Genomic DNA, 24,172 nt, shown 5'->3' with positions numbered 1-24,172 from the left:
TTGCGACGATGGGCACTAAATGTTAAAAGGTGCCCCTCAACAAAAAAGACACACAGGGGAAAGGCGTGAAAAACGCGTCAACCGTATCGGAAGATACTGCGTCGAATCAAGAGCCGACGCTTCATCGCGGATTACATAACCGTCATATTCAACTGATTGCGTTGGGTGGCGCAATTGGTACTGGTCTGTTTCTTGGCATTGGCCCGGCGATTCAGATGGCGGGTCCGGCTGTATTGCTGGGCTACGGCGTCGCCGGGATCATCGCTTTCCTGATTATGCGCCAGCTTGGCGAAATGGTGGTTGAGGAGCCGGTATCCGGTTCATTTGCCCACTTTGCCTATAAATACTGGGGACCGTTTGCGGGCTTCCTCTCTGGCTGGAACTACTGGGTAATGTTCGTGCTGGTGGGAATGGCAGAGCTGACCGCTGCGGGCATCTATATGCAGTACTGGTTCCCGGATGTTCCAACGTGGATTTGGGCTGCCGCCTTCTTTATTATCATCAACGCCGTTAACCTGGTGAACGTGCGCTTATATGGCGAAACCGAGTTCTGGTTTGCGTTGATTAAAGTGCTGGCAATCATCGGTATGATCGGCTTTGGCCTGTGGCTGCTGTTTTCTGGTCACGGCGGCGAGAAAGCCAGTATCGACAACCTCTGGCGCTACGGTGGTTTCTTCGCCACCGGCTGGAATGGGCTGATTTTGTCGCTGGCGGTAATTATGTTCTCCTTCGGCGGTCTGGAGCTGATTGGGATTACTGCCGCTGAAGCGCGCGATCCGGAAAAAAGCATTCCAAAAGCGGTAAATCAGGTGGTGTATCGCATCCTGCTGTTTTACATCGGTTCACTGGTGGTTTTACTGGCGCTCTATCCGTGGGTGGAAGTGAAATCCAACAGTAGCCCGTTTGTGATGATTTTCCATAATCTCGACAGCAACGTGGTAACTTCTGCGCTGAACTTCGTCATTCTGGTAGCATCGCTGTCAGTGTATAACAGCGGGGTTTACTCTAACAGCCGCATGCTGTTTGGCCTTTCTGTGCAGGGTAATGCGCCGAAGTTTTTGACTCGCGTCAGCCGTCGCGGTGTGCCGATTAACTCGCTGATGCTTTCCGGAGCGATCACTTCGCTGGTGGTGTTAATCAACTATCTGCTGCCGCAAAAAGCGTTTGGTCTGCTGATGGCGCTGGTGGTAGCAACGCTGCTGTTGAACTGGATTATGATCTGTCTGGCGCATCTGCGTTTTCGTGCAGCGATGCGACGTCAGGGGCGTGAAACACAGTTTAAGGCGCTGCTCTATCCGTTCGGCAACTATCTCTGCATTGCCTTCCTCGGCATGATTTTGCTGCTGATGTGCACGATGGATGATATGCGCTTGTCAGCGATCCTGCTGCCGGTGTGGATTGTATTCCTGTTTATGGCATTTAAAACGCTGCGTCGGAAATAAGGCATTCACGCTACATCCGACAAAACGATGTCAACCATCCGAAACCGCTCTCATCCATTCGATGAGAGCGGTTTTTTTAATTACTGCTTAAATGCACCCGCCAGAGAGCGAATATCATTGCCGGTTGGCGACTGATGAAGTCGCAGACCAAACTCTTCGACAATCGCAAATATGTGATCGAATATATCAGCCTGAATGCTTTCATATTCCAGCCACACCACGGTGTTAGTAAACGCGTAGATCTCGAGCGGTAAACCGTTATCACCTGGAGCCAGTTGGCGTACCATTAAGGTCATATCTTTACGAATCCGCGGATGGTTACGCAGATATTCGTTCAGATAGGCACGAAAGGTTCCAATATTGGTCATTCGGCGCAGATTTAATACCGACTCCGTAGAACCTTGCTGGCGATTCCACTCATTAATTTCCTGATGGCGGCTGGTTAAATAAGGCTTTAACAAATGCGCTTTATTCAGACGTTGCATTTCGTCTTCATCAAGAAAACGAATACTGGTGACATCAATACTGATACTGCGCTTAATACGTCGCCCGCCAGATGCTGACATCCCGCTCCAGTTTTTAAAGGAGTCAGAAACCAGAGACCAGGTGGGAATAGTGGTAATGGTATTGTCCCAGTTACGCACTTTGACGGTGGTTAACCCAATATCGATCACCGCGCCATCCGCGCCGTATTTCGGCATCTCCAGCCAGTCGCCCAGTTTCAGCATATCGTTCGCGGAAAGCTGAATACCTGCCACCAGACCAAGAATCGGATCTTTAAATACCAACATCAGCACGGCAGCCATTGCACCAAGACCGCTGATCAGAATCGCTGGCGACTGACCAATCAGCAGCGAGATCATCAAAATGCCGACCAGAATCGCGCCGATCAGTTTAATCCCCTGAAATATCCCTTTCAGCGGTAACTGAGATGCTGCCGGGAATTTCTGCGCCAGATTCAAAATAACATCCAGCAACGAGAAGACTGAAAGCAGCGCATACATCATGATCCACAACTGCGCGCAGGTAGTCAGAATATCTGCCGCTTCGGTGCCTTTTTGCAGCCAGAATACCGCCTGAATATTGACGATAATCCCCTGCAGGGTAAAAGCTAAACGGTGGAAGAGTTTATTCTGGGTAATGATTTGCAACCAAAGCCGTGAACTGGCGATGGCACGTTTTTCGAAGGTCCGCAGTACCACCCAATGCAAAATAATATGCACCACGACGGCGGTCAGAAAAATAATACCGAAAATCATCACCATCGAGGTGGTGTGATCGATCTCAATACCCGCTAAATCTTCAACCTGGGATATTAAATCCTGCATAACGTCTCCTTTATACAACAGCAGCCTATGATGACGGCTGAAACAGGGTTATGCAAATCAGGAGAATCTGAGAGGAAATAGCCGGGCAGATGCCCGGCAAGAGAGAATTACACTTCGGTTAAGGTGATGTTTTGCGGCAGACGAGATTTCGGCAGCGTAGCGTTAAAATCTTCAACGCTGTGATGACCTACCGGAACAACCACCAGACTGGTGTAGCCTTTCTCTTTCAGACCAAATTCTGCATCGAGGATGGCGGCGTCAAAACCTTCGATGGGTACCGCGTCCAGACCCAGAGCCGCCACGCCGAGCAGGAAGTTACCGACGTTGAGATAAACCTGTTTTGCCATCCACTCTGCATCATCATGCAGATCTTTACGGTGCATATCAGCGAAGAACTTGCGACCTTTATCGTTCGCGGCTTTCGCTTCCGGCGTGGCAAAGCGGCCATCGGCATCTTCCTGGTCAACAACCAGCTTCAGCCAGACATCGTCCATCGCGGTTTTTGCACAGAACACCACGACGTGCGAGGCATCAAGCATTTTACGCTCGTTGAACACGTAATTACCGGCAGCGGATTTGGCAACACGCGCTTTACCTTCTTCCGTGCTGGCAACAATAAAATGCCACGGCTGGGAGTTGGTGCTGGATGGGCTGTATTGCAGTAGCGTTTTGATCTGCTCGGCCTGTTCCGGGGTAAGTTTTTTGCTGGCATCAAATGCCTTAGTGGAATGACGCTTTAAGGCGACAGAAATGATATCCATAAAGACTCCATGTGAAAGTAATTTTGCGTGCCAGCAGATTACAAGGTTCAACGAGAAATGGTAAGCGAGAAAAATGCGCTATAGATTTCCGCTTTAGCCTGGACGCACTCTTTTTTGATCGCGTTTAGCCAGACCATCAACCACCAGATTCCACGAATCGTTGATCAGATCGCGAAGTAACGCTTCGGAGATTTCTTCGCCGGGATACACTGAAATCCAGTGCTTTTTATTCATGTGATACCCTGGCTTAATGCTTGGGTATATTTGCTGATTTAACAGGGATTTTTGTGGATCGGACTTCAGATTGATAAAGGGGACGCCGCGTAGCTCCGACGACAGCATAAAAATCTTGCCGCCAATTTTAAAAACATCGAACTCCGGGCCAAAAGGCCAGCAAAGCTCGACAAAGGGTAACTCAAGGGCCAGGCGTTTCGCCGTTTCGTGCAGTGATTGCTTATCCATAAACGTTCCTTTAGGCGAAGGAGAATAAGCAAAGTATGCCGCGAAGTACGGCGATAATCGACGTTTAATCCGCCAGCGAGAACCAGCGTCGCCAGATAAAGCGCAGAACAAAATACTCAATAGCGCCCAGCACTAAAAACCACAGACAAAACAATAAAGTGTAAAGCTGACTAAGATCCATCAGATGGAACATGGTCACCAGTTTTTGTGCCAGCGCCAGCCCCAGTGCGGGGGCGGGCAGCAGCAGGCAAGAGAGGAAAGCCATCAGCAAAATGCCTGCTGCGGTGGTCAAGGTTTCTAAAGGGTGTTTCATAACATTGTTAAATGTAAGTTAAAACACCATTGTCAGGGATATTCTTCTGTAAGGCAATTCCCGGCTTAGTCACCGGCCCAGATCTCACAATGCTTTTTCACCAGCCCAATCAGCGAGCCGCCATCGGCGACGAAATCGCGCATTAGCTGCGCTTCATTCAGACCGCTGACGACCTGGCGATGCAGGGCCTCAATCGCGCTCGATGCACCAATTTTATGTGCGGAAGGGGCGATTTTTTCCAGCAATCGCAAGGTATCTTCCGTTAGCGGTCGACGATCTCCAGTGTGCGGATCGGTGATGACGCCTTCAAGCCCATAGCGACAGGCCTGGAAACGGTTGAATTTATACAGCAGGTAATCTTTTTCCTGATGTTTAAACGGGCGTTCCGTCAGTAACCAGTGGGCGGTAGCCTGAATTAATCCCGCCATATTTACTGCGTGGCTAAGGGTTAACGGGGTATCCATCACCCGAACCTCCACCGTGCCAAAATGAGGACTGGGGCGAATATCCCAGTGCAGATCTTTAATGCTGTCGATCATCGTGGTGTAACTCAGACAGCGAAACAGGGCTTCAAATTGTTGCCAGTTACTGACCCACGGCATCGGGCCATTATCAGGAAAGGCGGAAAAAATATTCGGTCGTGAGGAGGCAAAACGCGTATCCGTTCCCTGCATATATGGCGACGCGGCGGAAAGGGCGATAAAGTGCGGCACAAATCGTGACAAGCCGTGCAGCAAATAAATGGCGTCATCGCCACTGGCGCAGCCAACATGGACATGCTGACCAAAAACGGTCGCCTGCTGAATGAGATAACCAAAGTTTTCCAGCGTGCGTTGATAGCGTTCGTTATCGCATACCTCCTGACGCTGCCATTTCTGAAACGGGTGCGTGCCACCGCCGCAAATTTCCAGATGATGGTCTGTGGCTGCCTGCAATACGACTTTCTGCATCGCTGAAAACTGCCCGGCAGCCTGGTTGATATCACGGCAAACATCCGTCGCCAGCTCCAGCATACTTTCGGTGATATCGTGCTTTACCTCTCCGGCCGTGATCTTATTTTTAACCGCGTCAATCAGCATTGAAGAGTCCTGGCTTAAGTCATAGCCCGGCGGATTAACCACCTGCATTTCCAGTTCAATACCGAGGGTAAAAGGTTCAGAAACATGAAAATCGGGTAATGGCATAGGTTTCTCTTATGTTGGCGTTTTCTATTCAGTATAGAAGTCGGAGCGGCTGGGCGAGATGCGGAAGTTCTGGAATGTTTCTTTTTTTTGGTGATGGTGAACTGATGGTGCCTGAAGCAATTTGGCTACTTTTGCAATGTGACAAGTTATGGCAGTGCTGACTGGTGGCGAAGAATTTTGACGATTGAGTCATGCAGAAAAAAACGGGTTCAGCTTCAGTTGATTAAATGAGGAGTGAGAAGTCCGAAACAGGACTCACTGTATAAATAAACAGCTATTTTGTTGAGGAAGGGTAAGATAACGGCGGGTGCCTGAAGCTTTCCGGTTTCAGGTTTACTCTGAGGTCTGGAAAGATGAAGCCCCAGGAGATATTTCTATCAACCCTGGGGCTGCCACTCCAAACCCGAACAATTTGGATGGTAGTCCCTTCTTCGCATGGAGGCAATATAAACATGCTGACGAAATATGCCCTTGCGGCAGTCATAGTGCTGTGTTTAACGGTGCTGGGATTTACGCTTCTGGTCGGAGACTCGCTGTGTGAGTTTACGGTGAAGGAACGTAATATTGAGTTTAAGGCTGTTCTCGCTTACGAACCGAAGAAGTAGCCGTTGTGCGGGGAGTAATCCCATAAGCGCTAACTTAAGGGTTGTGGTATTACGCCTGATATGATTTAACGTGCCGATGAATTACTCTCACGATAACTGGTCAGCAATTCTGGCCCATATTGGTAAGCCCGAAGAACTGGATACTTCGGCACGTAATGCCGGGGCTCTAACCCGCCGCCGCGAAATTCGTGATGCTGCAACTCTGCTACGTCTGGGGCTGGCTTACGGCCCCGGGGGGATGTCATTACGTGAAGTCACTGCATGGGCTCAGCTCCATGACGTTGCAACATTATCTGACGTGGCTCTCCTGAAGCGGCTGCGGAATGCCGCCGACTGGTTTGGCATACTTGCCGCACAAACACTTGCTGTACGCGCCGCAGTTACGGGTTGTACAAGCGGAAAGAGATTGCGTCTTGTCGATGGAACAGCAATCAGTGCGCCCGGGGGCGGCAGCGCTGAATGGCGACTACATATGGGATATGATCCTCATACCTGTCAGTTCACTGATTTTGAGCTAACCGACAGCAGAGACGCTGAACGGCTGGACCGATTTGCGCAAACGGCAGACGAGATACGCATTGCTGACCGGGGATTCGGTTCGCGTCCCGAATGTATCCGCTCACTTGCTTTTGGAGAAGCTGATTATATCGTCCGGGTTCACTGGCGAGGATTGCGCTGGTTAACTGCAGAAGGAATGCGCTTTGACATGATGGGTTTTCTGCGCGGGCTGGATTGCGGTAAGAACGGTGAAACCACTGTAATGATAGGCAATTCAGGTAATAAAAAAGCCGGAGCTCCCTTTCCGGCACGTCTCATTGCCGTATCACTTCCTCCCGAAAAAGCATTAATCAGTAAAACCCGACTGCTCAGCGAGAATCGTCGAAAAGGACGAGTAGTTCAGGCGGAAACGCTGGAAGCAGCGGGCCATGTGCTATTGCTAACATCATTACCGGAAGATGAATATTCAGCAGAGCAAGTGGCTGATTGTTACCGTCTGCGATGGCAAATTGAACTGGCTTTTAAGCGGCTCAAAAGTTTGCTGCACCTGGATGCTTTGCGTGCAAAGGAACCTGAACTCGCGAAAGCGTGGATATTTGCTAATCTACTCGCCGCATTTTTAATTGACGACATAATCCAGCCATCGCTGGATTTCCCCCCCAGAAGTGCCGGATCCGAAAAGAAGAACTAACTCGTTGTGGAGAATAACAAAAATGGTCATCTGGAGCTTACAGGTGGCCATTCGTGGGACAGTATCCCTGACAGCCTACAAAACGCAATTGAAGAACGCGAGGCATCGTCTTAACGAGGCACCGAGGCGTCGCATTCTTCAGATGGTTCAACCCTTAAGTTAGCGCTTATGGGAGTAATCCCCGCATATCCGGTTGTCAGGTCAGGATGGTAAGGCACCTGCTTTACACTTTCGCCCGTGGTCAGTGATGGCTGCGGGCGAATCGTACCAGATGTTGTCAATTAATCGTGTTGGCACAGCGTTATGACTATCTTTTCTTTTATCTGCCAGTGCACAGCAAACATCTCATTCTCACGATGAATGATGACCTGCTGTTTATTCCAGCTAATTATCTGATAGTCCAGAAAACCTGCATCAGTTTGGATCTCACTTGCCTTAAATGCGCTCTCTTTGGCGGAAAATGCCAGTGTCAGCGCCAGAGAAAAGGCTAAACCGCAGTCTGCGAGTCGCTCGTGTTCCGCTGGTGTAATAATGTTGTCTGTCAATTCTCTTGCGGTTTGTACAGAAAAAATTTCTTCTATATCAATGCCAATCGGTTGACGAGATACCACGGCTAATGCCGTAGTCCCACAGTGGCTAATACTGCCGTATACCTCCGCAGGCCAGACAGGTTGGCGTAGCTCGCCGATTGCGGGCACACATTTATAGCCATATTCCCGCAAAGCATAAACAGCAGCGATCCGTCCGGCTAAATGCTCTGTTTTACGTTTACGTCCAGCGTGTTGCAGTTGTGCGTAGTGCGGCAGCCAGAGTAAATCCTGCTCACAAAAATTCGCCGGATCGAACTCAACAAAATGCAGCGTATGTCCGGCAAAGGGGAGGGAGGTATGCGTAGTTTTCATATCGACCATATTCGAGACTGATGACAAACGCAAAACTGCCTGATGCGCTACGCTTATCAGGCCTACATGGTCCTGCAATATATTGAATTGGCAAGATTTTTGTAGGCCGGATAAGGCGTTCACGCCGCATCCGGCATGAACGACGCGCACTTTGTCAACAATCTGACGTTAGCATCAGAAGTGGGTGTTTACGCTCATATACCACGTACGTCCCGGCTCGTTATAGGTATACGCCCCGGCACCGGCGATATAGTTGGCCCCTGCCAAATCGCCCGTGGTCTGGGCATTACCCGCACGCCACAAACGTTTGTCGAACAGATTGTCCACGCCGCCGGTCAGACTGACATTCTTCGTCACATCCCAGGTCGCGCTCAGGCCAACAATGCTGTAAGGACTAATTTCTTTGGTTTCCGGTCCAACCGCTGGCTGACCTTTATAGTTGTACTTCTTCGGCTGCTGCTTGCCGTACCAGGTGAAGGTCGTTTGCATCGACAAATCTTCCCGTGCCTGCCAGCTCAGCGTTGAGTTCAACGTATACTCCGGGATGATCGACAAACGGTCGCCCGTGGTTTTGTTTTCACTCTTCAGCATATAAGTGATGTTATTGGTCCACATCACCGTTTCGCTAACCGGTACGTTTAACGATCCTTCCAGACCTTCAACCACCGCTTTCGGCACGTTATCCCACTGATAGAGATCGGTGCCGACTGCGTTTTGCCCTACAGCCACATAGCCCGCTTCAATCTTATTGCGATAATCGTTACGGAACCAGGTGACGCCCGCCAGCCACCCGTCGCGTTTGAACTCCAGACCAATCTCTTTGTTGATGCTGGTTTCTGCTTTCAGGTCATCGTTACCTTGCAGATAGCAGCCGCCCGCGCTGGCATAGCAACCCTGACCTTTACTGTAGAGAATGTAGTTCGGGTTAGTCTGGTACAGGCTCGGCGCTTTATAAGCACGGGCGATGCCCATTTTCAGCGTGAAGTCATCGCCTAAACCTTGCGATATGTTCAGCGCCGGGCTCCAGTTATTGCCGACAATACTGTGATGATCGAAACGCAGCCCCGGCGTTACGATGGTGCTGTCAGTCAGCTCCATGTTGTTTTCGGCAAACAGCGAGAAAATTTCTGCTTTTGAATACGGGCTACGGTCGGTGGTACTCACGCCATCAATAGCGCCACCGGTATTCGTTCCGGTCAGTGCCTGGGTGTTGGAACTTAAGTCCTTCATCCGTTGCTGATTCCACTCCGTACCCAGCGTCAGCGTCTGGTTAACGAGGAAATCAATCGGCAGGTTAACTTCGCTGTGCAGCATCACGTCATCAAGATCGATATCGACGAAATCCTGTGTCGCTTTTTCGTTAAATTTCCCTTCGGTACCGCCCGCCAGACCTTCCGGAATACGCGAGTTACGGGTGTGTTCGTACTGCACCCAGTTGCTGGTGGTCACGCCGTTATCCCAGCCACCGTTCCAGGTCAGCGCGTAGTTCTGGCGATACAGACGGTTGGTTTCATCGCCATATTTCGAGCGGGTATAGGAATCGGAGTTGGTATTCTGGGTGTCGCCCGCATACAGGTTACCCTGGCGGCTGTAACCTGCTTCCAGTTCCAGCGATTGCAATGGCGCGAAATCCCAGCGCACCACGCCATTAATATCTTTGTTGATTACCCCTTCGCGCCCGGCTGGTAACGTCGTGGCATACGTTCCGGCACGCGCGGACTGATGGCCCTGGTTGATATCCCACGCGTCAGCCTGGGTTTTGTCGAGGTTGCCATACAAACGGAAGCTGAATTCGTCGCCCAGCGGACCGGTCAGGCTAAAGTTAGTGCGTTTGGTGGCACCTTCCTCTTTATGTTCTGGCGCATTGAAATATGCGTCCCAGGAGCCGTGCCACTCGCCGCTGCCTTTTTTGGTAATGATGTTAACCACGCCGCCCGCCGCGCCGTTGCCATAACGCGCAGCTGCCGGACCACGCAGAACTTCAATACGTTCAATCATTTCAGGTGGCACCCAGGAAGTATCACCACGGGTATCGCGCTCGCCACGCCAGCCCTGACGCACCGAGTTACGGCTGCTTACCGGCTTGCCGTCAATCAAAATCAGCGTGTTTTCCGGACCCATACCGCGAATATCAATCTGTCGGTTATTCCCACGCTGACCACTGGTGGAGTTACCGGTCAGGTTAACGCCTGGCATGGTACGGATGATCTTCGACACATCGCGGGCAACCGGGTTTTTGCGGATTTCATCTGCGGTGATGGTCGAAACGCCAGGCGCCTGTAAGTTCTGCTCGGCGGCGGTAACGACAATAGTATCGTCATGTGAAACAGGAGTATCGGTCGGCTCTTGTGCCTGCGCTACCCCATAAATCCCCAGATTGACCAACAAGGCCAGGGAATGAATCTTCTTGTTCATTGTTTTATTCCTGCATTTTTGCCACGAATTGCAACTGTCGGGCATGGTCGTCATCAACACGACGCATCCCGCTACCGCGAAAACCTTTGATCCTGAAAGACACGCAGTGCAGTTGGTTAATTAATGTCCGCGCTTCCCACGGCGCGCCATTACGCTATTGCAAATGCAAATAGTTATCAATAATATTATCAATATATTTCTGCAATCAATGAAAAATTGCACAGTAAACATGGGGTTATGGTGTGACGGCGTTAAAAGTAGGAAGTGAGAGCTGGTGGCAGTCGAAACATGGCCCGGAATGGCAGCGTCTGAATGACGAAATGTTTGAGGTCACTTTCTGGTGGCGTGATCCCCAAGGTTCTGAAGAATACTCGACGATAAAGCGCGTATGGGTCTACATCACTGGTGTGACCGATCACCATCAGAACAGCCAGCCCCAGTCGATGCAGCGAATTGCAGGCACTAACGTCTGGCAGTGGACGACACAACTCAATGCCAACTGGCGCGGCAGCTACTGCTTTATTCCCACCGAACGCGATGACATTTTTTCTGTACCATCCCCCGATCGCCTCGAATTGCGCGAAGGCTGGCGAAAACTATTACCCCAGGCGATAGCCGATCCGCTGAACCTACAAAGCTGGAAAGGCGGGCGAGGGCACGCTGTTTCTGCACTCGAAATGCCGCAAGCGCCTCTGCAACCGGGATGGGATTGTCCGCAAGCGCCAGAAATACCTGCCAAAGAAATTATCTGGAAAAGTGAACGGTTGAAAAAGTCACGGCGTGTATGGATTTTTACCACCGGCGATGCAACAGCAGAAGAACGCCCGCTGGCAGTTTTGCTCGATGGCGAATTTTGGGCGCAAAGTATGCCCGTCTGGCCAGTGCTGACTTCGCTGACCCATCGTCAGCAACTTCCTCCCGCCGTGTATGTGTTGATCGACGCTATCGACACCACGCACCGCGCCCACGAACTGCCGTGTAATGCGGATTTCTGGCTCGCAGTACAGCAAGAGTTATTACCCCTGGTGAAAGCTATTGCCCCTTTTAGCGATCGTGCCGATCGCACCGTGGTTGCCGGGCAGAGTTTTGGTGGGCTTTCCGCGCTGTATGCCGGACTGCACTGGCCTGAACGCTTTGGCTGTGTATTAAGCCAGTCAGGATCGTACTGGTGGCCGCATCGGGGCGGGCAGCAAGAGGGCGTGTTACTTGAAAAGCTAAAAGCTGGTGAAGTTAGCGCCGAAGGTCTGCGCATTGTGCTGGAAGCGGGTATTCGCGAGCCGATGATCATGCGGGCCAATCAGGCGCTGTATGCGCAATTACACCCCATAAAAGAATCCATTTTCTGGCGTCAGGTTGACGGCGGACATGATGCGCTTTGTTGGCGCGGTGGCTTGATGCAGGGGCTAATCGACCTCTGGCAACCACTTTTCCATGACAGGAGTTGAATATGGCATTCAGTAATCCCTTCGATGATCCGCAGGGAGCGTTTTACATATTGCGCAATGCGCAGGGGCAATTCAGTCTGTGGCCGCAACAATGCGTCTTACCGGCAGGCTGGGACATTGTGTGTCAGCCGCAGTCACAGGCGTCCTGCCAGCAGTGGCTGGAAGCCCACTGGCGTACTCTGACACCGACGAATTTTACCCAGTTGCAGGAGGCACAATGAGCCAGCATTTACCTTTGGTCGCCGCACAGCCCGGCATCTGGATGGCAGAAAAACTGTCAGAATTACCCTCCGCCTGGAGCGTGGCGCATTACGTTGAGTTAACCGGAGAGGTTGATTCGCCATTACTGGCCCGCGCGGTGGTTGCCGGACTAGCGCAAGCAGATACGCTGCGGATGCGTTTTACGGAAGATAACGGCGAAGTCTGGCAGTGGGTCGATGATGCGCTGACGTTCGAACTGCCAGAAATTATCGACCTACGAACCAACATTGATCCGCACGGTACTGCGCAGGCATTAATGCAGGCGGATTTGCAACAAGATCTGCGCGTCGATAGCGGTAAACCACTGGTCTTTCATCAGCTGATACAGGTGGCGGATAACCGCTGGTACTGGTATCAGCGTTATCACCATTTGCTGGTCGATGGCTTTAGTTTCCCGGCCATTACCCGCCAGATCGCCAATATTTACTGCACATGGCTGCGTGGCGAACCAACGCCTGCTTCGCCATTTACGCCTTTCGCTGATGTAGTGGAAGAGTACCAGCAATACCGCGAAAGCGAAGCCTGGCAGCGTGATGCGGCATTCTGGGCAGAACAGCGTCGTCAACTGCCGCCGCCCGCGTCACTTTCTCCGGCACCTTTACCGGGGCGCAGCGCCTCGGCAGATATTCTGCGCCTGAAACTGGAATTTACCGACGGGGAATTCCGCCAGCTGGCTACGCAACTTTCAGGTGTGCAGCGTACCGATTTAGCCCTTGCGCTGGCAGCCTTGTGGCTGGGGCGATTGTGCAATCGTATGGACTACGCCGCCGGATTTATCTTTATGCGTCGACTGGGCTCGGCGGCGCTGACGGCTACCGGACCCGTGCTCAACGTTTTGCCGTTGGGTATTCACATTGCGGCGCAAGAAACGCTGCCGGAACTGGCAACCCGACTGGCAGCACAACTGAAAAAAATGCGTCGTCATCAACGTTACGATGCCGAACAAATTGTCCGTGACAGCGGGCGAGCGGCAGGTGATGAACCGCTGTTTGGTCCGGTACTCAATATCAAGGTATTTGATTACCAACTGGATATTCCTGATGTTCAGGCGCAAACCCATACCCTGGCAACCGGTCCGGTTAATGACCTTGAACTGGCCCTGTTCCCGGATGTACACGGTGATTTGAGTATTGAGATCCTCGCCAATAAACAGCGTTACGATGAGCCAACGTTAATCCAGCATGCTGAACGCCTGAAAATGCTGATTGCCCAGTTCGCCGCGGATCCGGCGCTGTTGTGCGGCGATGTCGATATTATGCTGCCAGGTGAGTATGCGCAGCTGGCGCAGCTCAACGCCACTCAGGTTGAGATTCCAGAAACCACGCTTAGCGCGCTGGTGGCAGAACAAGCGGCAAAAACACCGGATGCTCCGGCGCTGGCAGATGCGCGTTACCTGTTCAGCTATCGGGAAATGCGCGAGCAGGTGGTGGCGCTGGCGAATCTGCTGCGTGAGCGCGGCGTTAAACCAGGGGACAGCGTGGCGGTGGCACTACCGCGCTCGGTCTTTTTGACCCTGGCACTCCATGCGATAGTTGAAGCTGGAGCGGCCTGGCTACCGCTGGATACCGGCTATCCGGACGATCGCCTGAAAATGATGCTGGAAGATGCGCGTCCGTCGCTGTTAATTACCACCGACGATCAACTGCCGCGCTTTAGCGATGTTCCCAATTTAACAAGCCTTTGCTATAACGCCCCGCTTACACCGCAGGGCAGTGCGCCGCTGCAACTTTCACAACCGCATCACACGGCTTATATCATCTTTACCTCTGGCTCCACCGGCAGGCCGAAAGGGGTAATGGTCGGGCAGACGGCTATCGTCAACCGCCTGCTTTGGATGCAAAATCATTATCCGCTTACAGGCGAAGATGTCGTTGCCCAAAAAACGCCGTGCAGTTTTGATGTCTCGGTGTGGGAGTTTTTCTGGCCGTTTATCGCAGGGGCAAAACTGGTGATGGCTGAACCGGAAGCGCACCGCGACCCGCTCGCTATGCAGCAATTCTTTGCCGAATATGGCGTAACGACCACGCACTTTGTGCCGTCGATGCTGGCGGCATTTGTTGCCTCGCTGACGCCGCAAACCGCTCGCCAGAGTTGCGCGACGTTGAAACAGGTTTTCTGTAGTGGTGAGGCCTTACCGGCTGATTTATGCCGCGAATGGCAACAGTTAACTGGCGCGCCGTTGCATAATCTATATGGCCCGACGGAAGCGGCGGTAGATGTCAGCTGGTATCCGGCTTTTGGCGAGGAACTGGCACAGGTGCGCGGCAGCAGTGTGCCGATTGGTTATCCGGTATGGAATACGGGTCTGCGTATTCTTGATGCGATGATGCATCCGGTGCCGCCGGGTGTGGCGGGTGATCTCTATCTCACTGGCATTCAACTGGCGCAGGGCTATCTCGGACGCCCCGATCTGACCGCCAGCCGCTTTATTGCCGATCCTTTTGCCCCAGGTGAACGGATGTACCGTACCGGAGACGTTGCCCGCTGGCTGGATAACGGCGCGGTGGAGTACCTCGGGCGCAGTGATGATCAGCTAAAAATTCGCGGGCAGCGTATCGAACTGGGCGAAATCGATCGCGTGATGCAGGCGCTGCCGGATGTCGAACAAGCCGTTACCCACGCCTGTGTGATTAACCAGGCGGCTGCCACCGGTGGTGATGCGCGTCAATTGGTGGGCTATCTGGTGTCGCAATCGGGCCTGCCGTTGGATACCAGCGCATTGCAGGCGCAGCTTCGTGAAACATTGCCACCACATATGGTACCGGTGGTTCTGCTGCAACTTCCACAGTTACCACTTAGCGCCAACGGCAAGCTGGATCGCAAAGCCTTACCGTTGCCTGAACTGAAGGCACAAGCGCCAGGGCGTGCGCCGAAAGCGGGCAGTGAAACGATTATCGCCGCGGCATTCTCGTCGTTGCTGGGGTGTGACGTGCAGGATGCCGATGCTGATTTCTTCGCGCTTGGCGGTCATTCGCTACTGGCAATGAAACTGGCAGCGCAGTTAAGTCGGCAGGTTGCCCGCCAGGTGACGCCGGGGCAAGTGATGGTCGCGTCAACTGTCGCCAAACTGGCAACGATTATTGATGCTGAAGAAGACAGCACCCGGCGTATGGGATTCGAAACCATTCTGCCGTTGCGTGAAGGTAATGGCCCGACGCTGTTTTGTTTCCATCCTGCGTCCGGTTTTGCCTGGCAGTTCAGCGTGCTCTCGCGTTATCTCGATCCACAATGGTCGATTATCGGCATTCAGTCACCGCGCCCCAATGGCCCCATGCAGACGGCGGCAAACCTGGATGAAGTCTGCGAAGCGCATCTGGCAACGTTACTTGAACAACAACCGCATGGCCCTTATTACCTGCTGGGGTATTCCCTTGGCGGTACGCTGGCGCAGGGTATTGCGGCGCGACTGCGTGCCCGTGGCGAACAGGTGGCATTTCTTGGCTTGCTGGATACCTGGCCGCCAGAAACGCAAAACTGGCAGGAAAAAGAAGCTAATGGTCTGGACCCGGAAGTGCTGGCGGAGATTAACCGCGAACGCGAGGCCTTCCTGGCAGCACAGCAGGGAAGTACTTCAACGGAGTTGTTTACCACCATTGAAGGCAACTACGCTGATGCTGTGCGCCTGCTGACGACTGCTCATAGCGTACCGTTTGACGGTAAAGCGACGCTGTTTGTTGCTGAACGCACACTTCAGGAAGGTATGAGTCCCGAACGCGCCTGGTCGCCGTGGATAGCGGAGCTGGATATCTATCGTCAGGATTGTGCGCATGTGGATATTATCTCTCCAGGGACGTTTGAAAAAATTGGGCCGATTATTCGCGCAACGCTAAACAGGTAAATTAATATTATTTATAAACCCATAATTACAGAAAATAATTATGGGTTTTTTATTTGTTTGATTTATAGGTTTGATGAATATTTCTCTTAAATAGAGTGAATGTTGCATTCAGTGGAAGGAATTTACAAACTTCAGCTTCGGATAATTATCACCAACTGGTAAAGTGAGCGCCGTGGAGATTTCCCCCTATTGGACTCATTTTCAGGTTATACCCCATGTCATCACTGAATATTAAACAGGGAAGTGACGCTCATTTTCCCGATTATCCTCTGGCGTCGCCCAGTAATAATGAAATTGATTTACTTAATCTAATCTCAGTTTTATGGCGGGCCAAAAAAACGGTCATGGCGGTCGTTTTTGCGTTTGCCTGCGCAGGCTTGCTGATCTCTTTCATCCTGCCGCAAAAATGGACCAGCGCGGCGGTTGTCACGCCTCCAGAACCTGTTCAGTGGCAAGAGTTGGAGAAATCATTCACTAAGCTTCGTGTGCTGGATCTGGATATCAAAATTGATCGTACAGAAGCATTTAACCTGTTTATCAAGAAGTTTCAGTCGGTTAGCTTGCTGGAAGAGTACCTGCGTTCATCACCTTATGTGATGGACCAATTAAAAGAGGCGAAAATCGACGAACTGGATTTGCATCGCGCAATTGTCGCATTGAGCGAAAAAATGAAAGCGGTTGATGACAATGCCAGTAAGAAAAAAGATGAACCGTCACTGTATACCTCCTGGACGCTAAGTTTTACCGCGCCAACCAGTGAAGAGGCGCAGACCGTTTTGAGCGGGTATATCGATTATATCTCTACGTTGGTGGTGAAAGAGTCGCTAGAAAACGTCCGTAATAAACTGGAGATCAAAACCCAGTTTGAAAAAGAAAAACTGGCTCAGGATCGCATTAAAACGAAAAATCAACTTGATGCAAACATTCAGCGCCTCAATTATTCACTCGACATTGCCAACGCGGCAGGAATTAAAAAGCCCGTTTACAGTAATGGTCAGGCCGTTAAAGATGACCCCGATTTTTCTATTTCTCTCGGTGCAGACGGTATTGAACGCAAACTGGAAATAGAAAAAGCGGTCACTGACGTTGCGGAACTGAACGGTGAATTACGTAATCGGCAGTATCTTGTCGAGCAATTAACAAAAGCACATGTCAACGATGTGAATTTTACGCCGTTTAAATATCAGTTAAGCCCGTCATTGCCAGTGAAAAAAGACGGTCCGGGTAAGGCGATTATTGTGATCCTTTCCGCGTTGATCGGCGGGATGGTGGCTTGTGGTGGCGTGCTGTTGCGCTATGCGATGGCATCCAGAAAACAGGATGCCATGATGGCAGACCACTTAGTTTAACTATTTGCGGTTGAAGGTGCCGTTCGTCCGAGCGGCACCACAAGCGGCGTTCCGGCAACTGGATCGTCAATGATCATGCAGCGCAGACCATAAATGCGCTCAATCAGTTCAGCAGTGACAATCTCCTTCGGCGCTCCCTGAGCAACAATTTTCCCTTCCCGCAATGCAATCAAATGGCTGGCGTAACGACAGGCCTGATTAAGATCGTGCAGCACCGCCGCCAGGGTATAGCCTTTTTCGCGGTTCAGTTCGCTTAACAACTCCAGCAAATCAATCTGATGACTGATATCCAGCCAGGTCGTGGGTTCGTCGAGCAGCATAATTGCCGTTTCCTGGGCCAGCACCATCGCGATCCACGCTCGCTGGCGTTGTCCGCCAGAAAGGGTATCCACGCTTTGATCTGCCAGATGAGTTATTCCCGTGGCCTGCATTGCTTTCGTTACCGCTTCTTCATCCTCTTTGCGCCAGCGGGTAAACAGCGGTTGATGCGGATAACGTCCACGCGCCACCAGCTCCTGCACGGTGATATCGCCCGGCGTGGTAGCATTTTGCGCCAACAGACCAATCCGGCGTGCAACCTCTTTACTGGCGTAATGTTGAATGTGCTCGCCATCCAGCCAGACATGCCCATGAGCAGGCGTCATCAGGCGGCTTAAGGTACGCAGTAACGTGGATTTACCGCAGCCATTTGGCCCGATAATTGCCGTGAAGTGACCATCAGGTATTTCTACAGTCAGATTTTCCGCAACGGTATATTTGCCATATCCCAGGGTTAACTGTTCGCCGCGCAAACGGGCTACTGATTCGGTCATTTTTTGCGAGACTCCTGAATTAACAAGACGATAAGGTAAATACCGCCGAGGCTGACGGTAACGACGCCAACCGGAAGTTGATACGGCATAAACAGTTGTTGGGCGCAGAGATCGGCCGCCAGCAGTAACAGCGCCCCGCATAGCGCCGCCTGGGTTAGCCCCCAGCGAGCGGTGCCGCTAATGCGTCGGGCAATGTGCGGTGCGACTAAAGCAATAAAGGAAATCGGCCCGGCAAGCGCTGTTGCCGCAGCGGTAAGCACCACTGCAACCAGCATCATTAACAGACGCGAACGTTCGACGCTGACGCCCAGCGCACACGCGGTATCATCGCCCATTTCCAGCAAGCGCATCCGGCGTACCAGTAAGGCGGCGGCAATGAGCATCAATATAATGATGGGTGCGGAAGGCGAGGTTTTTGCCCACGTCAGGCCGTTGAGCGATCCGGCATTCCACAAACCTGCTGTTAGCGCCGTTTCTAAAGACGCTTTCAGCAACAGCCAGGTATTAAAGGCCACCAGCATGGCGCGAACGCCGATACCGATAATAATCAACCGAAAGGTGTCGATGCCGTTGCGCCAGGCGAGCAGCCAGACCAGCAGCGAAGTGACAATGCCGCCCACCATTGCTGACAGCGCGATAGCCGTCAGGTCCTGACCAAACAGCACCATCGCCACCAGCACGCCGCTCCACGCCCCGGTGTTAAAGCCCATTACGTCAGGGCTGCCGAGCGGGTTACGCATCAGCGACTGAAAAATCGCGCCACTGACGCCCAGTGCTGCGCCAATCAACAGCGCCATCAGCACGCGTGGTAAACGCCATTCGGTGACCACCATCGTCATACTGCGCGGCGCATCGCCCATCAGCGCGGCGAATACCTGCGAGGTTTCCAGCGTGACGGCACCGCTGCGTAATCCCCAGATACCTGCAACCACACAGGCGGAAACCAGCAGCAAACAGGTGATGAGTAATCGGCGAGAGACGTAAATCATGCACCACCTCGCGTTTTACGTCGCACGAGGAAGATCAGCACCGGTGCACCAATAAACGCACTGACCACAGAAACGCGCAGTTCGCCGGGCACAATCACCCGCCCGATGATATCGGCAAACAGCAGCAGGGCAGGGGTAGCAAGTAGCGTGACGGGCAGCGACCAGCGATGATCGGCACCCACCAGCCAACGCGCCATATGCGGCATCATCAGGCCAATAAAGGCAATCGGGCCAACTATTGCCGTCGCACTACCACAAAGCACGGTAATCGCCAGCAGACCAATCAACTGTGTGCGCGCCACGCGACTGCCCAGCGCCGTCGCGGTGTCGCTGCCGAGGCTCAAACTGTTCAGCGCGCGACTCAGTAATAGCGCAGTTGCTCCGGCGATCAGCACCGGGATCAGCACCACTTTTAAGGTATGTAGATTGCGAATATCCAGCGAACCGGCTTGCCAGAAACGCAACTGATCGTAGACGTCAGGATTAAGCAGGGCGATGCCGCTGGTCAGTCCTTCCAGCACCGCCGCCAGCGCCACGCCCGCCAGGGTTAAACGCACCGGACTTAACTGCCCGCCGCCCTGACTGCCGGTAAAGGCAACAATCAATGAGGCCACCAGCGCCCCGGCGAAGGCCATCGCCAGTTGTTCCTGCGCGGAAGAGTAACCAAACAGCGCCGCACCCAGCACAATGGCAAAGCTGGCTCCGGCGTTCACGCCAAGCAAGCCGGGGTCGGCAAGTGGGTTTCGGGTGAGGGTTTGCATTAACGCCCCGGCAAGGCCAAGCGCGCCGCCTGCCAGTAAACCGGCAAGGGTACGCGGCAGCCGCGCGTCGAGCACGATGGTGCAGTCGGCGCTCTGGCAGGTGCCGGAGAAGGCCTCCAGCACTACGGAAGCGGGGAGTGATTTTGCCCCAATGAGCAGGCTTAATGCCGTCGCGATAATCAGTAATAACAGCAATCCGGGCACGGCAATGGCGCGTGTCACGGCAACAGAACCAGACATACGAACTTCCATGATAATGAAATTAATTATCGTTATCGATCTTATTTGGATATGTTAGCATGTGCAGCCTAAGAATAGGTATTTAAAATATTTGATGGCAAGGCATTGTAATGAATAAACAATCCTGGCTGCTTAACCTCAGCCTGTTGAAAACGCACCCGGCGTTTCGCGCAGTATTCCTCGCTCGTTTCATCTCAATTGTGTCTCTGGGTTTGCTCGGCGTCGCGGTGCCGGTGCAGATCCAGATGATGACACATTCCACCTGGCAGGTGGGGCTTTCGGTGACGCTGACCGGCGGCGCGATGTTTGTTGGCCTGATGGTCGGCGGTGTGCTGGCGGATCGCTATGAGCGCAAAAAAGTGATTTTGCTGGCGCGCGGCACCTGTGGCATTGGCTTCATTGGACTGTGCCTTAATGCACTGCTGCCGGAGCCGTCATTGCTGGCAATCTATTTACTTGGTTTATGGGATGGTTTTTTCGCATCGCTTGGCGTTACGGCGCTATTGGCGGCGACACCAGCACTGGTAGGGCGTGAAAACTTAATGCAGGCCGGGGCGATCACCATGTTGACCGTGCGTCTGGGGTCGGTGATTTCGCCCATGATTGGCGGTTTATTGCTGGCGACCGGTGGCGTAGCCTGGAACTACGGGCTGGCGGCGGCGGGCACGTTTATTACCTTGCTACCGTTGTTAAGCCTTCCGGCGTTGCCACCGCCACCGCAGCCGCGTGAGCATCCGTTGAAATCATTACTGGCAGGATTTCGTTTTCTGCTTGCCAGCCCGCTGGTGGGCGGGATTGCGCTGCTGGGTGGTTTATTGACGATGGCGAGCGCGGTGCGGGTACTGTATCCGGCGCTGGCTGACAACTGGCAGATGTCAGCGGCACAGATTGGTTTTCTCTACGCGGCGATCCCGCTCGGCGCGGCTATTGGTGCGTTAACCAGCGGGAAGCTGGCACATAGTGCGCGACCAGGGTTATTGATGCTGCTCTCCACGCTGGGATCGTTCCTCGCCATTGGTCTGTTTGGCCTGATGCCGATGTGGATTTTAGGCGTGGTTTGTCTGGCGCTGTTCGGCTGGTTGAGTGCGGTCAGCTCGTTGCTGCAATACACAATGCTGCAAACGCAAACCCCGGAAGCGATGTTAGGGCGGATTAACGGTTTGTGGACGGCGCAGAACGTGACGGGCGATGCCATAGGCGCGGCGCTGCTGGGTGGTTTGGGCGCGATGATGACACCGGTTGCTTCCGCAAGCGCGAGCGGTTTTGGTTTGTTGATTATCGGCGTGTTGTTATTGCTGGTGCTGGTGGAGTTGCGACATTTTCGCCAGACGCCGCCGCAGGTGACAGCGTCCGACAGTTAATGCTTAAAACAGCGCCTTAAGCCTATCCAGCACTTGCATGGCGCTGTAGTAATCCAGACGGAACGTCTCGGTTCCCAGCGCATAAACCTGCTTGTTTTGTACTGCAGGCAGGTGCGCGAGCAGCGGATTAGCATAAATAGCATCGGCATCTTTCTGATCACCGGCGAACAGGAATAGTGACTCGCCATTTAACCCTGCAGCCAGATTTTCCCCACCAAGCTGAATGATGTCATGGCGTTTACCCTGACTTTGGCTGGCATTTAACCCTGCGGGTAACTTCGCCAGCGTAAAGCCGAGTTGTTCCAGCATCTGCCCTTGTGCTGATTCTGGCGTCCAGAGATTGGCACTGTGTGCAGCGGCAGTATAGACAATGGCAGTGACCGGCTGCGGCGGTAATTTGATTTGCTCTTTCGCCGCCGCCAGTTGCTTATCAAACTGCGCAATCCGCTCTGCCGCTTGTTTCTCATGCCCGGTAATTTCGCCAAGTTGCGTTAACAGCGACTGCCAGCTTTTGTCGTCGTAATTGATGATTAATGTCGGGGCGATGGTGGAAAGCTGATCATACAGTGCCAGCGCCGAATCCCCGCCGGTTGCGCTAATTAAAATCAGATCCGGCATTTGCGCGGCAACGGCTTCGGCGCTCGGTTCGCCGATATAGAGCCGTTGCAGTTTGCGTTCTTTCGCCACCTTGCTCCACTGGCGTAAAAAGCCCTGGTCATCCGCGACGCGGTTATTCGGCGTGGTCGCGCCGCTGGCGATCACCGGAGCATCAATCGCCAGCAGTGAGCCGGTCAGGGTGACGCTGGTGGAAACAATACGCTGCGGCTGGCTTTCCAGTGTATGTGTGCCACGGCTGTCAGTAATCTGACGCGGCCAGTCAGCGGCCTGAACTGCGGCTATTCCTGAAAGCAAAAGTCCTGTTAATAGAAGGGCGTTGCGGTAGAGCGGGGCGAGTCTCACAAATCAGCTTCCTGTTATTAATAAGGTTAAGGGCGTAATGACAAATTCGACAAAGCGCACAATCCGTCCCCTCGCCCCTTTGGGGAGAGGGTTAGGGTGAGGGGAACAGCCAGCACTGGTGCGAACATTAACCCTCACCCCAGCCCTCACCCTGGAAGGGAGAGGGGGCAGAACGGCGCAGGACATCACATTGCGCTTATGCGAATCCATCAATAATGCTTCTCATTTTCATTGTAACCACAACCAGATGCAACCCCGAGTTGCAGATTGCGTTACCTCAAGAGTTGACATAGTGCGCGTTTGCTTTTAGGTTAGCGACCGAAAATATAAATGATAATCATTATTAAAGCCTTTATCATTTTGTGGAGGATGATATGGATACGTCACTGGCTGAGGAAGTACAGCAGACCATGGCAACACTTGCGCCCAATCGCTTTTTCTTTATGTCGCCGTACCGCAGTTTTACGACGTCAGGATGTTTCGCCCGCTTCGATGAACCGGCTGTGAACGGGGATTCGCCCGACAGTCCCTTCCAGCAAAAACTCGCCGCGCTGTTTGCCGATGCCAAAGCGCAGGGCATCAAAAATCCGGTGATGGTCGGGGCGATTCCCTTCGATCCACGTCAGCCTTCGTCGCTGTATATTCCTGAATCCTGGCAGTCGTTCTCCCGTCAGGAAAAACAAGCTTCCGCACGCCGTTTCACCCGCAGCCAGTCGCTGAATGTGGTGGAACGCCAGGCAATTCCGGAGCAAACCACGTTTGAACAGATGGTTGCCCGCGCCGCCGCACTTACCGCCACGCCGCAGGTCGACAAAGTGGTGTTGTCACGGTTGATTGATATCACCACTGACGCCGCCATTGATAGTGGCGTATTGCTGGAACGGTTGATTGCGCAAAACCCGGTTAGTTACAACTTCCATGTTCCGCTGGCTGATGGTGGCGTCCTGCTGGGGGCCAGCCCGGAACTGCTGCTACGTAAAGACGGCGAGCGTTTTAGCTCCATTCCGTTAGCCGGTTCCGCGCGTCGTCAGCCGGATGAAGTGCTCGATCGCGAAGCAGGTAATCGTCTGCTGGCGTCAGAAAAAGATCGCCATGAACATGAACTGGTGACTCAGGCGATGAAAGAGGTACTGCGCGAACGCAGTAGTGAGTTACACGTTCCTTCTTCTCCACAGCTGATCACCACGCCGACGCTGTGGCATCTCGCAACTCCCTTTGAAGGTAAAGCGAATTCGCAAGAAAACGCACTGACTCTGGCCTGTCTGCTGCATCCGACCCCCGCGCTGAGCGGTTTCCCGCATCAGGCCGCGACCCAGGTTATTGCTGAACTGGAACCGTTCGACCGCGAACTGTTTGGCGGCATTGTGGGTTGGTGTGACAGCGAAGGTAACGGCGAATGGGTGGTGACCATCCGCTGCGCGAAGCTGCGGGAAAATCAGGTGCGTCTGTTTGCCGGAGCGGGGATTGTGCCTGCGTCGTCACCGTTGGGTGAGTGGCGCGAAACAGGCGTCAAACTTTCTACCATGTTGAACGTTTTTGGATTGCATTAAGGAGC

Annotated in this window: 20 protein-coding genes and 1 pseudogene; 9 read left to right on the top strand and 12 right to left on the bottom strand. The window is 52.9% G+C overall.

Features of this window, described 5'->3' with window-relative positions; all coding sequences use genetic code 11:
* Positions 1 to 65 precede the first annotated feature (65 nt).
* Entirely contained in the window at positions 66 to 1,442 is a 1,377-nt protein-coding gene (pheP, locus tag KXD89_RS15925; RefSeq protein WP_001698081.1) for a phenylalanine transporter, read from the top strand.
* A gap of 80 nt (positions 1,443 to 1,522) precedes the next feature.
* On the opposite strand, the gene ybdG is transcribed toward pheP, so the two are convergent.
* The 6 genes and pseudogenes from ybdG to KXD89_RS22490 form a co-directional block, all read right to left on the bottom strand.
* Entirely contained in the window at positions 1,523 to 2,770 is a 1,248-nt protein-coding gene (ybdG, locus tag KXD89_RS15920; protein WP_001153148.1) for a mechanosensitive ion channel YbdG, read from the bottom strand.
* Between the two features lie 107 nt (positions 2,771 to 2,877).
* A complete protein-coding gene (gene nfsB / locus KXD89_RS15915) occupies positions 2,878 to 3,531 on the bottom strand; it encodes an oxygen-insensitive NAD(P)H nitroreductase (RefSeq protein WP_000351487.1) in 654 nt (217 codons plus the stop codon).
* Positions 3,532 to 3,624: 93 nt separating this feature from the next.
* Positions 3,625 to 3,993 carry an MmcQ/YjbR family DNA-binding protein gene (locus tag KXD89_RS15910; protein ID WP_000360951.1) on the bottom strand — a complete coding sequence of 123 codons (369 nt, stop codon included), beginning with the start codon at positions 3,991 to 3,993 and terminating at the stop codon, positions 3,625 to 3,627.
* Positions 3,994 to 4,057: 64 nt separating this feature from the next.
* The gene (locus KXD89_RS15905; protein ID WP_000682509.1) at positions 4,058 to 4,306 is read right to left on the bottom strand and encodes a DUF1158 domain-containing protein; all 249 of its coding nucleotides are present in this window, start codon (positions 4,304 to 4,306) and stop codon (positions 4,058 to 4,060) included.
* Between the two features lie 65 nt (positions 4,307 to 4,371).
* Positions 4,372 to 5,490, bottom strand: a complete 1,119-nt coding sequence (locus tag KXD89_RS15900; protein WP_001130654.1) for a YbdK family carboxylate-amine ligase — start codon at positions 5,488 to 5,490, stop codon at positions 4,372 to 4,374.
* A gap of 215 nt (positions 5,491 to 5,705) precedes the next feature.
* Positions 5,706 to 5,974: pseudogene (locus tag KXD89_RS22490) on the bottom strand (hypothetical protein).
* Here KXD89_RS22490 and hokE point away from each other — a divergent pair.
* Positions 5,943 to 6,095 (top strand): type I toxin-antitoxin system toxin HokE, encoded by a 153-nt coding sequence (gene hokE / locus KXD89_RS15895; protein WP_000956455.1) that lies wholly within the window; start codon positions 5,943 to 5,945, stop codon positions 6,093 to 6,095. The pseudogene KXD89_RS22490 and the gene hokE overlap by 32 nt on opposite strands.
* 76 nt (positions 6,096 to 6,171) lie before the next feature.
* Complete coding sequence (locus KXD89_RS15890) at positions 6,172 to 7,284, top strand: IS4-like element IS421 family transposase (protein ID WP_001300563.1); 1,113 nt, start codon at positions 6,172 to 6,174, stop codon at positions 7,282 to 7,284.
* Between the two features lie 281 nt (positions 7,285 to 7,565).
* Here the strand turns inward: KXD89_RS15890 and entD are convergent, their stop codons facing one another.
* Both entD and fepA read right to left on the bottom strand, forming a co-directional pair.
* Positions 7,566 to 8,186, bottom strand: a complete 621-nt coding sequence (gene entD, locus KXD89_RS15885) for an enterobactin synthase subunit EntD (protein ID WP_001749708.1) — start codon at positions 8,184 to 8,186, stop codon at positions 7,566 to 7,568.
* A 174-nt stretch (positions 8,187 to 8,360) separates the two neighbouring features.
* Positions 8,361 to 10,601, bottom strand: a complete 2,241-nt coding sequence (fepA, locus tag KXD89_RS15880; RefSeq protein WP_001034943.1) for a siderophore enterobactin receptor FepA — start codon at positions 10,599 to 10,601, stop codon at positions 8,361 to 8,363.
* A 242-nt stretch (positions 10,602 to 10,843) separates the two neighbouring features.
* Between fepA and fes the strand changes: the two genes are divergently transcribed.
* The 4 genes from fes (at position 10,844) to wzz(fepE) (ending at position 17,494) form a co-directional block, all read left to right on the top strand.
* A complete protein-coding gene (fes, locus tag KXD89_RS15875; RefSeq protein ID WP_000125843.1) occupies positions 10,844 to 12,046 on the top strand; it encodes an enterochelin esterase in 1,203 nt (400 codons plus the stop codon).
* Positions 12,047 to 12,048: 2 nt separating this feature from the next.
* Positions 12,049 to 12,267 carry an enterobactin biosynthesis protein YbdZ gene (gene ybdZ, locus KXD89_RS15870; RefSeq protein WP_000885798.1) on the top strand — a complete coding sequence of 73 codons (219 nt, stop codon included), beginning with the start codon at positions 12,049 to 12,051 and terminating at the stop codon, positions 12,265 to 12,267.
* Positions 12,264 to 16,145, top strand: coding sequence for an enterobactin non-ribosomal peptide synthetase EntF (gene entF / locus KXD89_RS15865; RefSeq protein ID WP_000077805.1), 3,882 nt, complete (start codon positions 12,264 to 12,266; stop codon positions 16,143 to 16,145). Before ybdZ ends, entF begins: the two co-directional genes overlap by 4 nt.
* Before the next feature lie 215 nt (positions 16,146 to 16,360).
* Positions 16,361 to 17,494: an LPS O-antigen length regulator Wzz(fepE) gene (wzz(fepE), locus tag KXD89_RS15860; protein ID WP_000096692.1), complete on the top strand. Its 1,134-nt coding sequence runs from the start codon at positions 16,361 to 16,363 to the stop codon at positions 17,492 to 17,494.
* Here the strand turns inward: wzz(fepE) and fepC are convergent.
* The 3 genes from fepC to fepD are packed head-to-tail and all read right to left on the bottom strand — an operon-like array spanning position 17,491 to position 20,296.
* Positions 17,491 to 18,306 carry an iron-enterobactin ABC transporter ATP-binding protein gene (gene fepC, locus KXD89_RS15855; RefSeq protein ID WP_000140647.1) on the bottom strand — a complete coding sequence of 272 codons (816 nt, stop codon included), beginning with the start codon at positions 18,304 to 18,306 and terminating at the stop codon, positions 17,491 to 17,493. The two genes, wzz(fepE) and fepC, sit on opposite strands and share 4 nt — an antisense overlap.
* Positions 18,303 to 19,295 carry an iron-enterobactin ABC transporter permease gene (gene fepG, locus KXD89_RS15850; RefSeq protein WP_000640988.1) on the bottom strand — a complete coding sequence of 331 codons (993 nt, stop codon included), beginning with the start codon at positions 19,293 to 19,295 and terminating at the stop codon, positions 18,303 to 18,305. The genes fepC and fepG overlap by 4 nt, the downstream gene beginning before the upstream one ends.
* Positions 19,292 to 20,296 carry a Fe(3+)-siderophore ABC transporter permease gene (fepD, locus tag KXD89_RS15845; protein WP_000016947.1) on the bottom strand — a complete coding sequence of 335 codons (1,005 nt, stop codon included), beginning with the start codon at positions 20,294 to 20,296 and terminating at the stop codon, positions 19,292 to 19,294. The genes fepG and fepD overlap by 4 nt, the downstream gene beginning before the upstream one ends.
* A gap of 110 nt (positions 20,297 to 20,406) precedes the next feature.
* On the opposite strand from fepD, the gene entS reads away from it, so the two are divergent.
* Complete coding sequence (gene entS / locus KXD89_RS15840; protein WP_001041786.1) at positions 20,407 to 21,657, top strand: enterobactin transporter EntS; 1,251 nt, start codon at positions 20,407 to 20,409, stop codon at positions 21,655 to 21,657.
* A gap of 3 nt (positions 21,658 to 21,660) precedes the next feature.
* Here the strand turns inward: entS and fepB are convergent, their stop codons facing one another.
* Positions 21,661 to 22,617: a Fe2+-enterobactin ABC transporter substrate-binding protein gene (fepB, locus tag KXD89_RS15835; RefSeq protein WP_001234311.1), complete on the bottom strand. Its 957-nt coding sequence runs from the start codon at positions 22,615 to 22,617 to the stop codon at positions 21,661 to 21,663.
* Between the two features lie 374 nt (positions 22,618 to 22,991).
* On the opposite strand from fepB, the gene entC reads away from it, so the two are divergent.
* Positions 22,992 to 24,167 (top strand): isochorismate synthase EntC, encoded by a 1,176-nt coding sequence (gene entC, locus KXD89_RS15830; protein ID WP_000381303.1) that lies wholly within the window; start codon positions 22,992 to 22,994, stop codon positions 24,165 to 24,167.
* The last annotated feature ends 5 nt before the right edge of the window (positions 24,168 to 24,172 follow it).

The sequence above is a fragment of the Escherichia sp. TC-EC600-tetX4 genome, from assembly GCF_019356055.1.
In the GTDB taxonomy this organism is placed as follows: Bacteria; Pseudomonadota; Gammaproteobacteria; order Enterobacterales; family Enterobacteriaceae.
Note: the sequence above shows the minus strand (reverse complement) of the source record. Positions and strands in the feature narration are given on the sequence as shown.

What these genes read in the sequence shown, in the direction of transcription:
- ybdG (WP_001153148.1), bottom strand. Translation starts at nt 2,770, where the DNA reads ATGCAGGATTTAATATCCCAGGTTGAAGATTTAGCGGGTATTGAGATC.
- nfsB (WP_000351487.1), bottom strand. Translation starts at nt 3,531, where the DNA reads ATGGATATCATTTCTGTCGCCTTAAAGCGTCATTCCACTAAGGCATTT.
- KXD89_RS15910 (WP_000360951.1), bottom strand. Translation starts at nt 3,993, where the DNA reads ATGGATAAGCAATCACTGCACGAAACGGCGAAACGCCTGGCCCTTGAG.
- KXD89_RS15905 (WP_000682509.1), bottom strand. Translation starts at nt 4,306, where the DNA reads ATGAAACACCCTTTAGAAACCTTGACCACCGCAGCAGGCATTTTGCTG.
- KXD89_RS15900 (WP_001130654.1), bottom strand. Translation starts at nt 5,490, where the DNA reads ATGCCATTACCCGATTTTCATGTTTCTGAACCTTTTACCCTCGGTATT.
- hokE (WP_000956455.1), top strand. Translation starts at nt 5,943, where the DNA reads ATGCTGACGAAATATGCCCTTGCGGCAGTCATAGTGCTGTGTTTAACG.
- KXD89_RS15890 (WP_001300563.1), top strand. Translation starts at nt 6,172, where the DNA reads ATGAATTACTCTCACGATAACTGGTCAGCAATTCTGGCCCATATTGGT.
- entD (WP_001749708.1), bottom strand. Translation starts at nt 8,186, where the DNA reads ATGAAAACTACGCATACCTCCCTCCCCTTTGCCGGACATACGCTGCAT.
- fepA (WP_001034943.1), bottom strand. Translation starts at nt 10,601, where the DNA reads ATGAACAAGAAGATTCATTCCCTGGCCTTGTTGGTCAATCTGGGGATT.
- ybdZ (WP_000885798.1), top strand. Translation starts at nt 12,049, where the DNA reads ATGGCATTCAGTAATCCCTTCGATGATCCGCAGGGAGCGTTTTACATA.
- entF (WP_000077805.1), top strand. Translation starts at nt 12,264, where the DNA reads ATGAGCCAGCATTTACCTTTGGTCGCCGCACAGCCCGGCATCTGGATG.
- fepC (WP_000140647.1), bottom strand. Translation starts at nt 18,306, where the DNA reads ATGACCGAATCAGTAGCCCGTTTGCGCGGCGAACAGTTAACCCTGGGA.
- fepG (WP_000640988.1), bottom strand. Translation starts at nt 19,295, where the DNA reads ATGATTTACGTCTCTCGCCGATTACTCATCACCTGTTTGCTGCTGGTT.
- fepD (WP_000016947.1), bottom strand. Translation starts at nt 20,296, where the DNA reads ATGTCTGGTTCTGTTGCCGTGACACGCGCCATTGCCGTGCCCGGATTG.
- entS (WP_001041786.1), top strand. Translation starts at nt 20,407, where the DNA reads ATGAATAAACAATCCTGGCTGCTTAACCTCAGCCTGTTGAAAACGCAC.
- entC (WP_000381303.1), top strand. Translation starts at nt 22,992, where the DNA reads ATGGATACGTCACTGGCTGAGGAAGTACAGCAGACCATGGCAACACTT.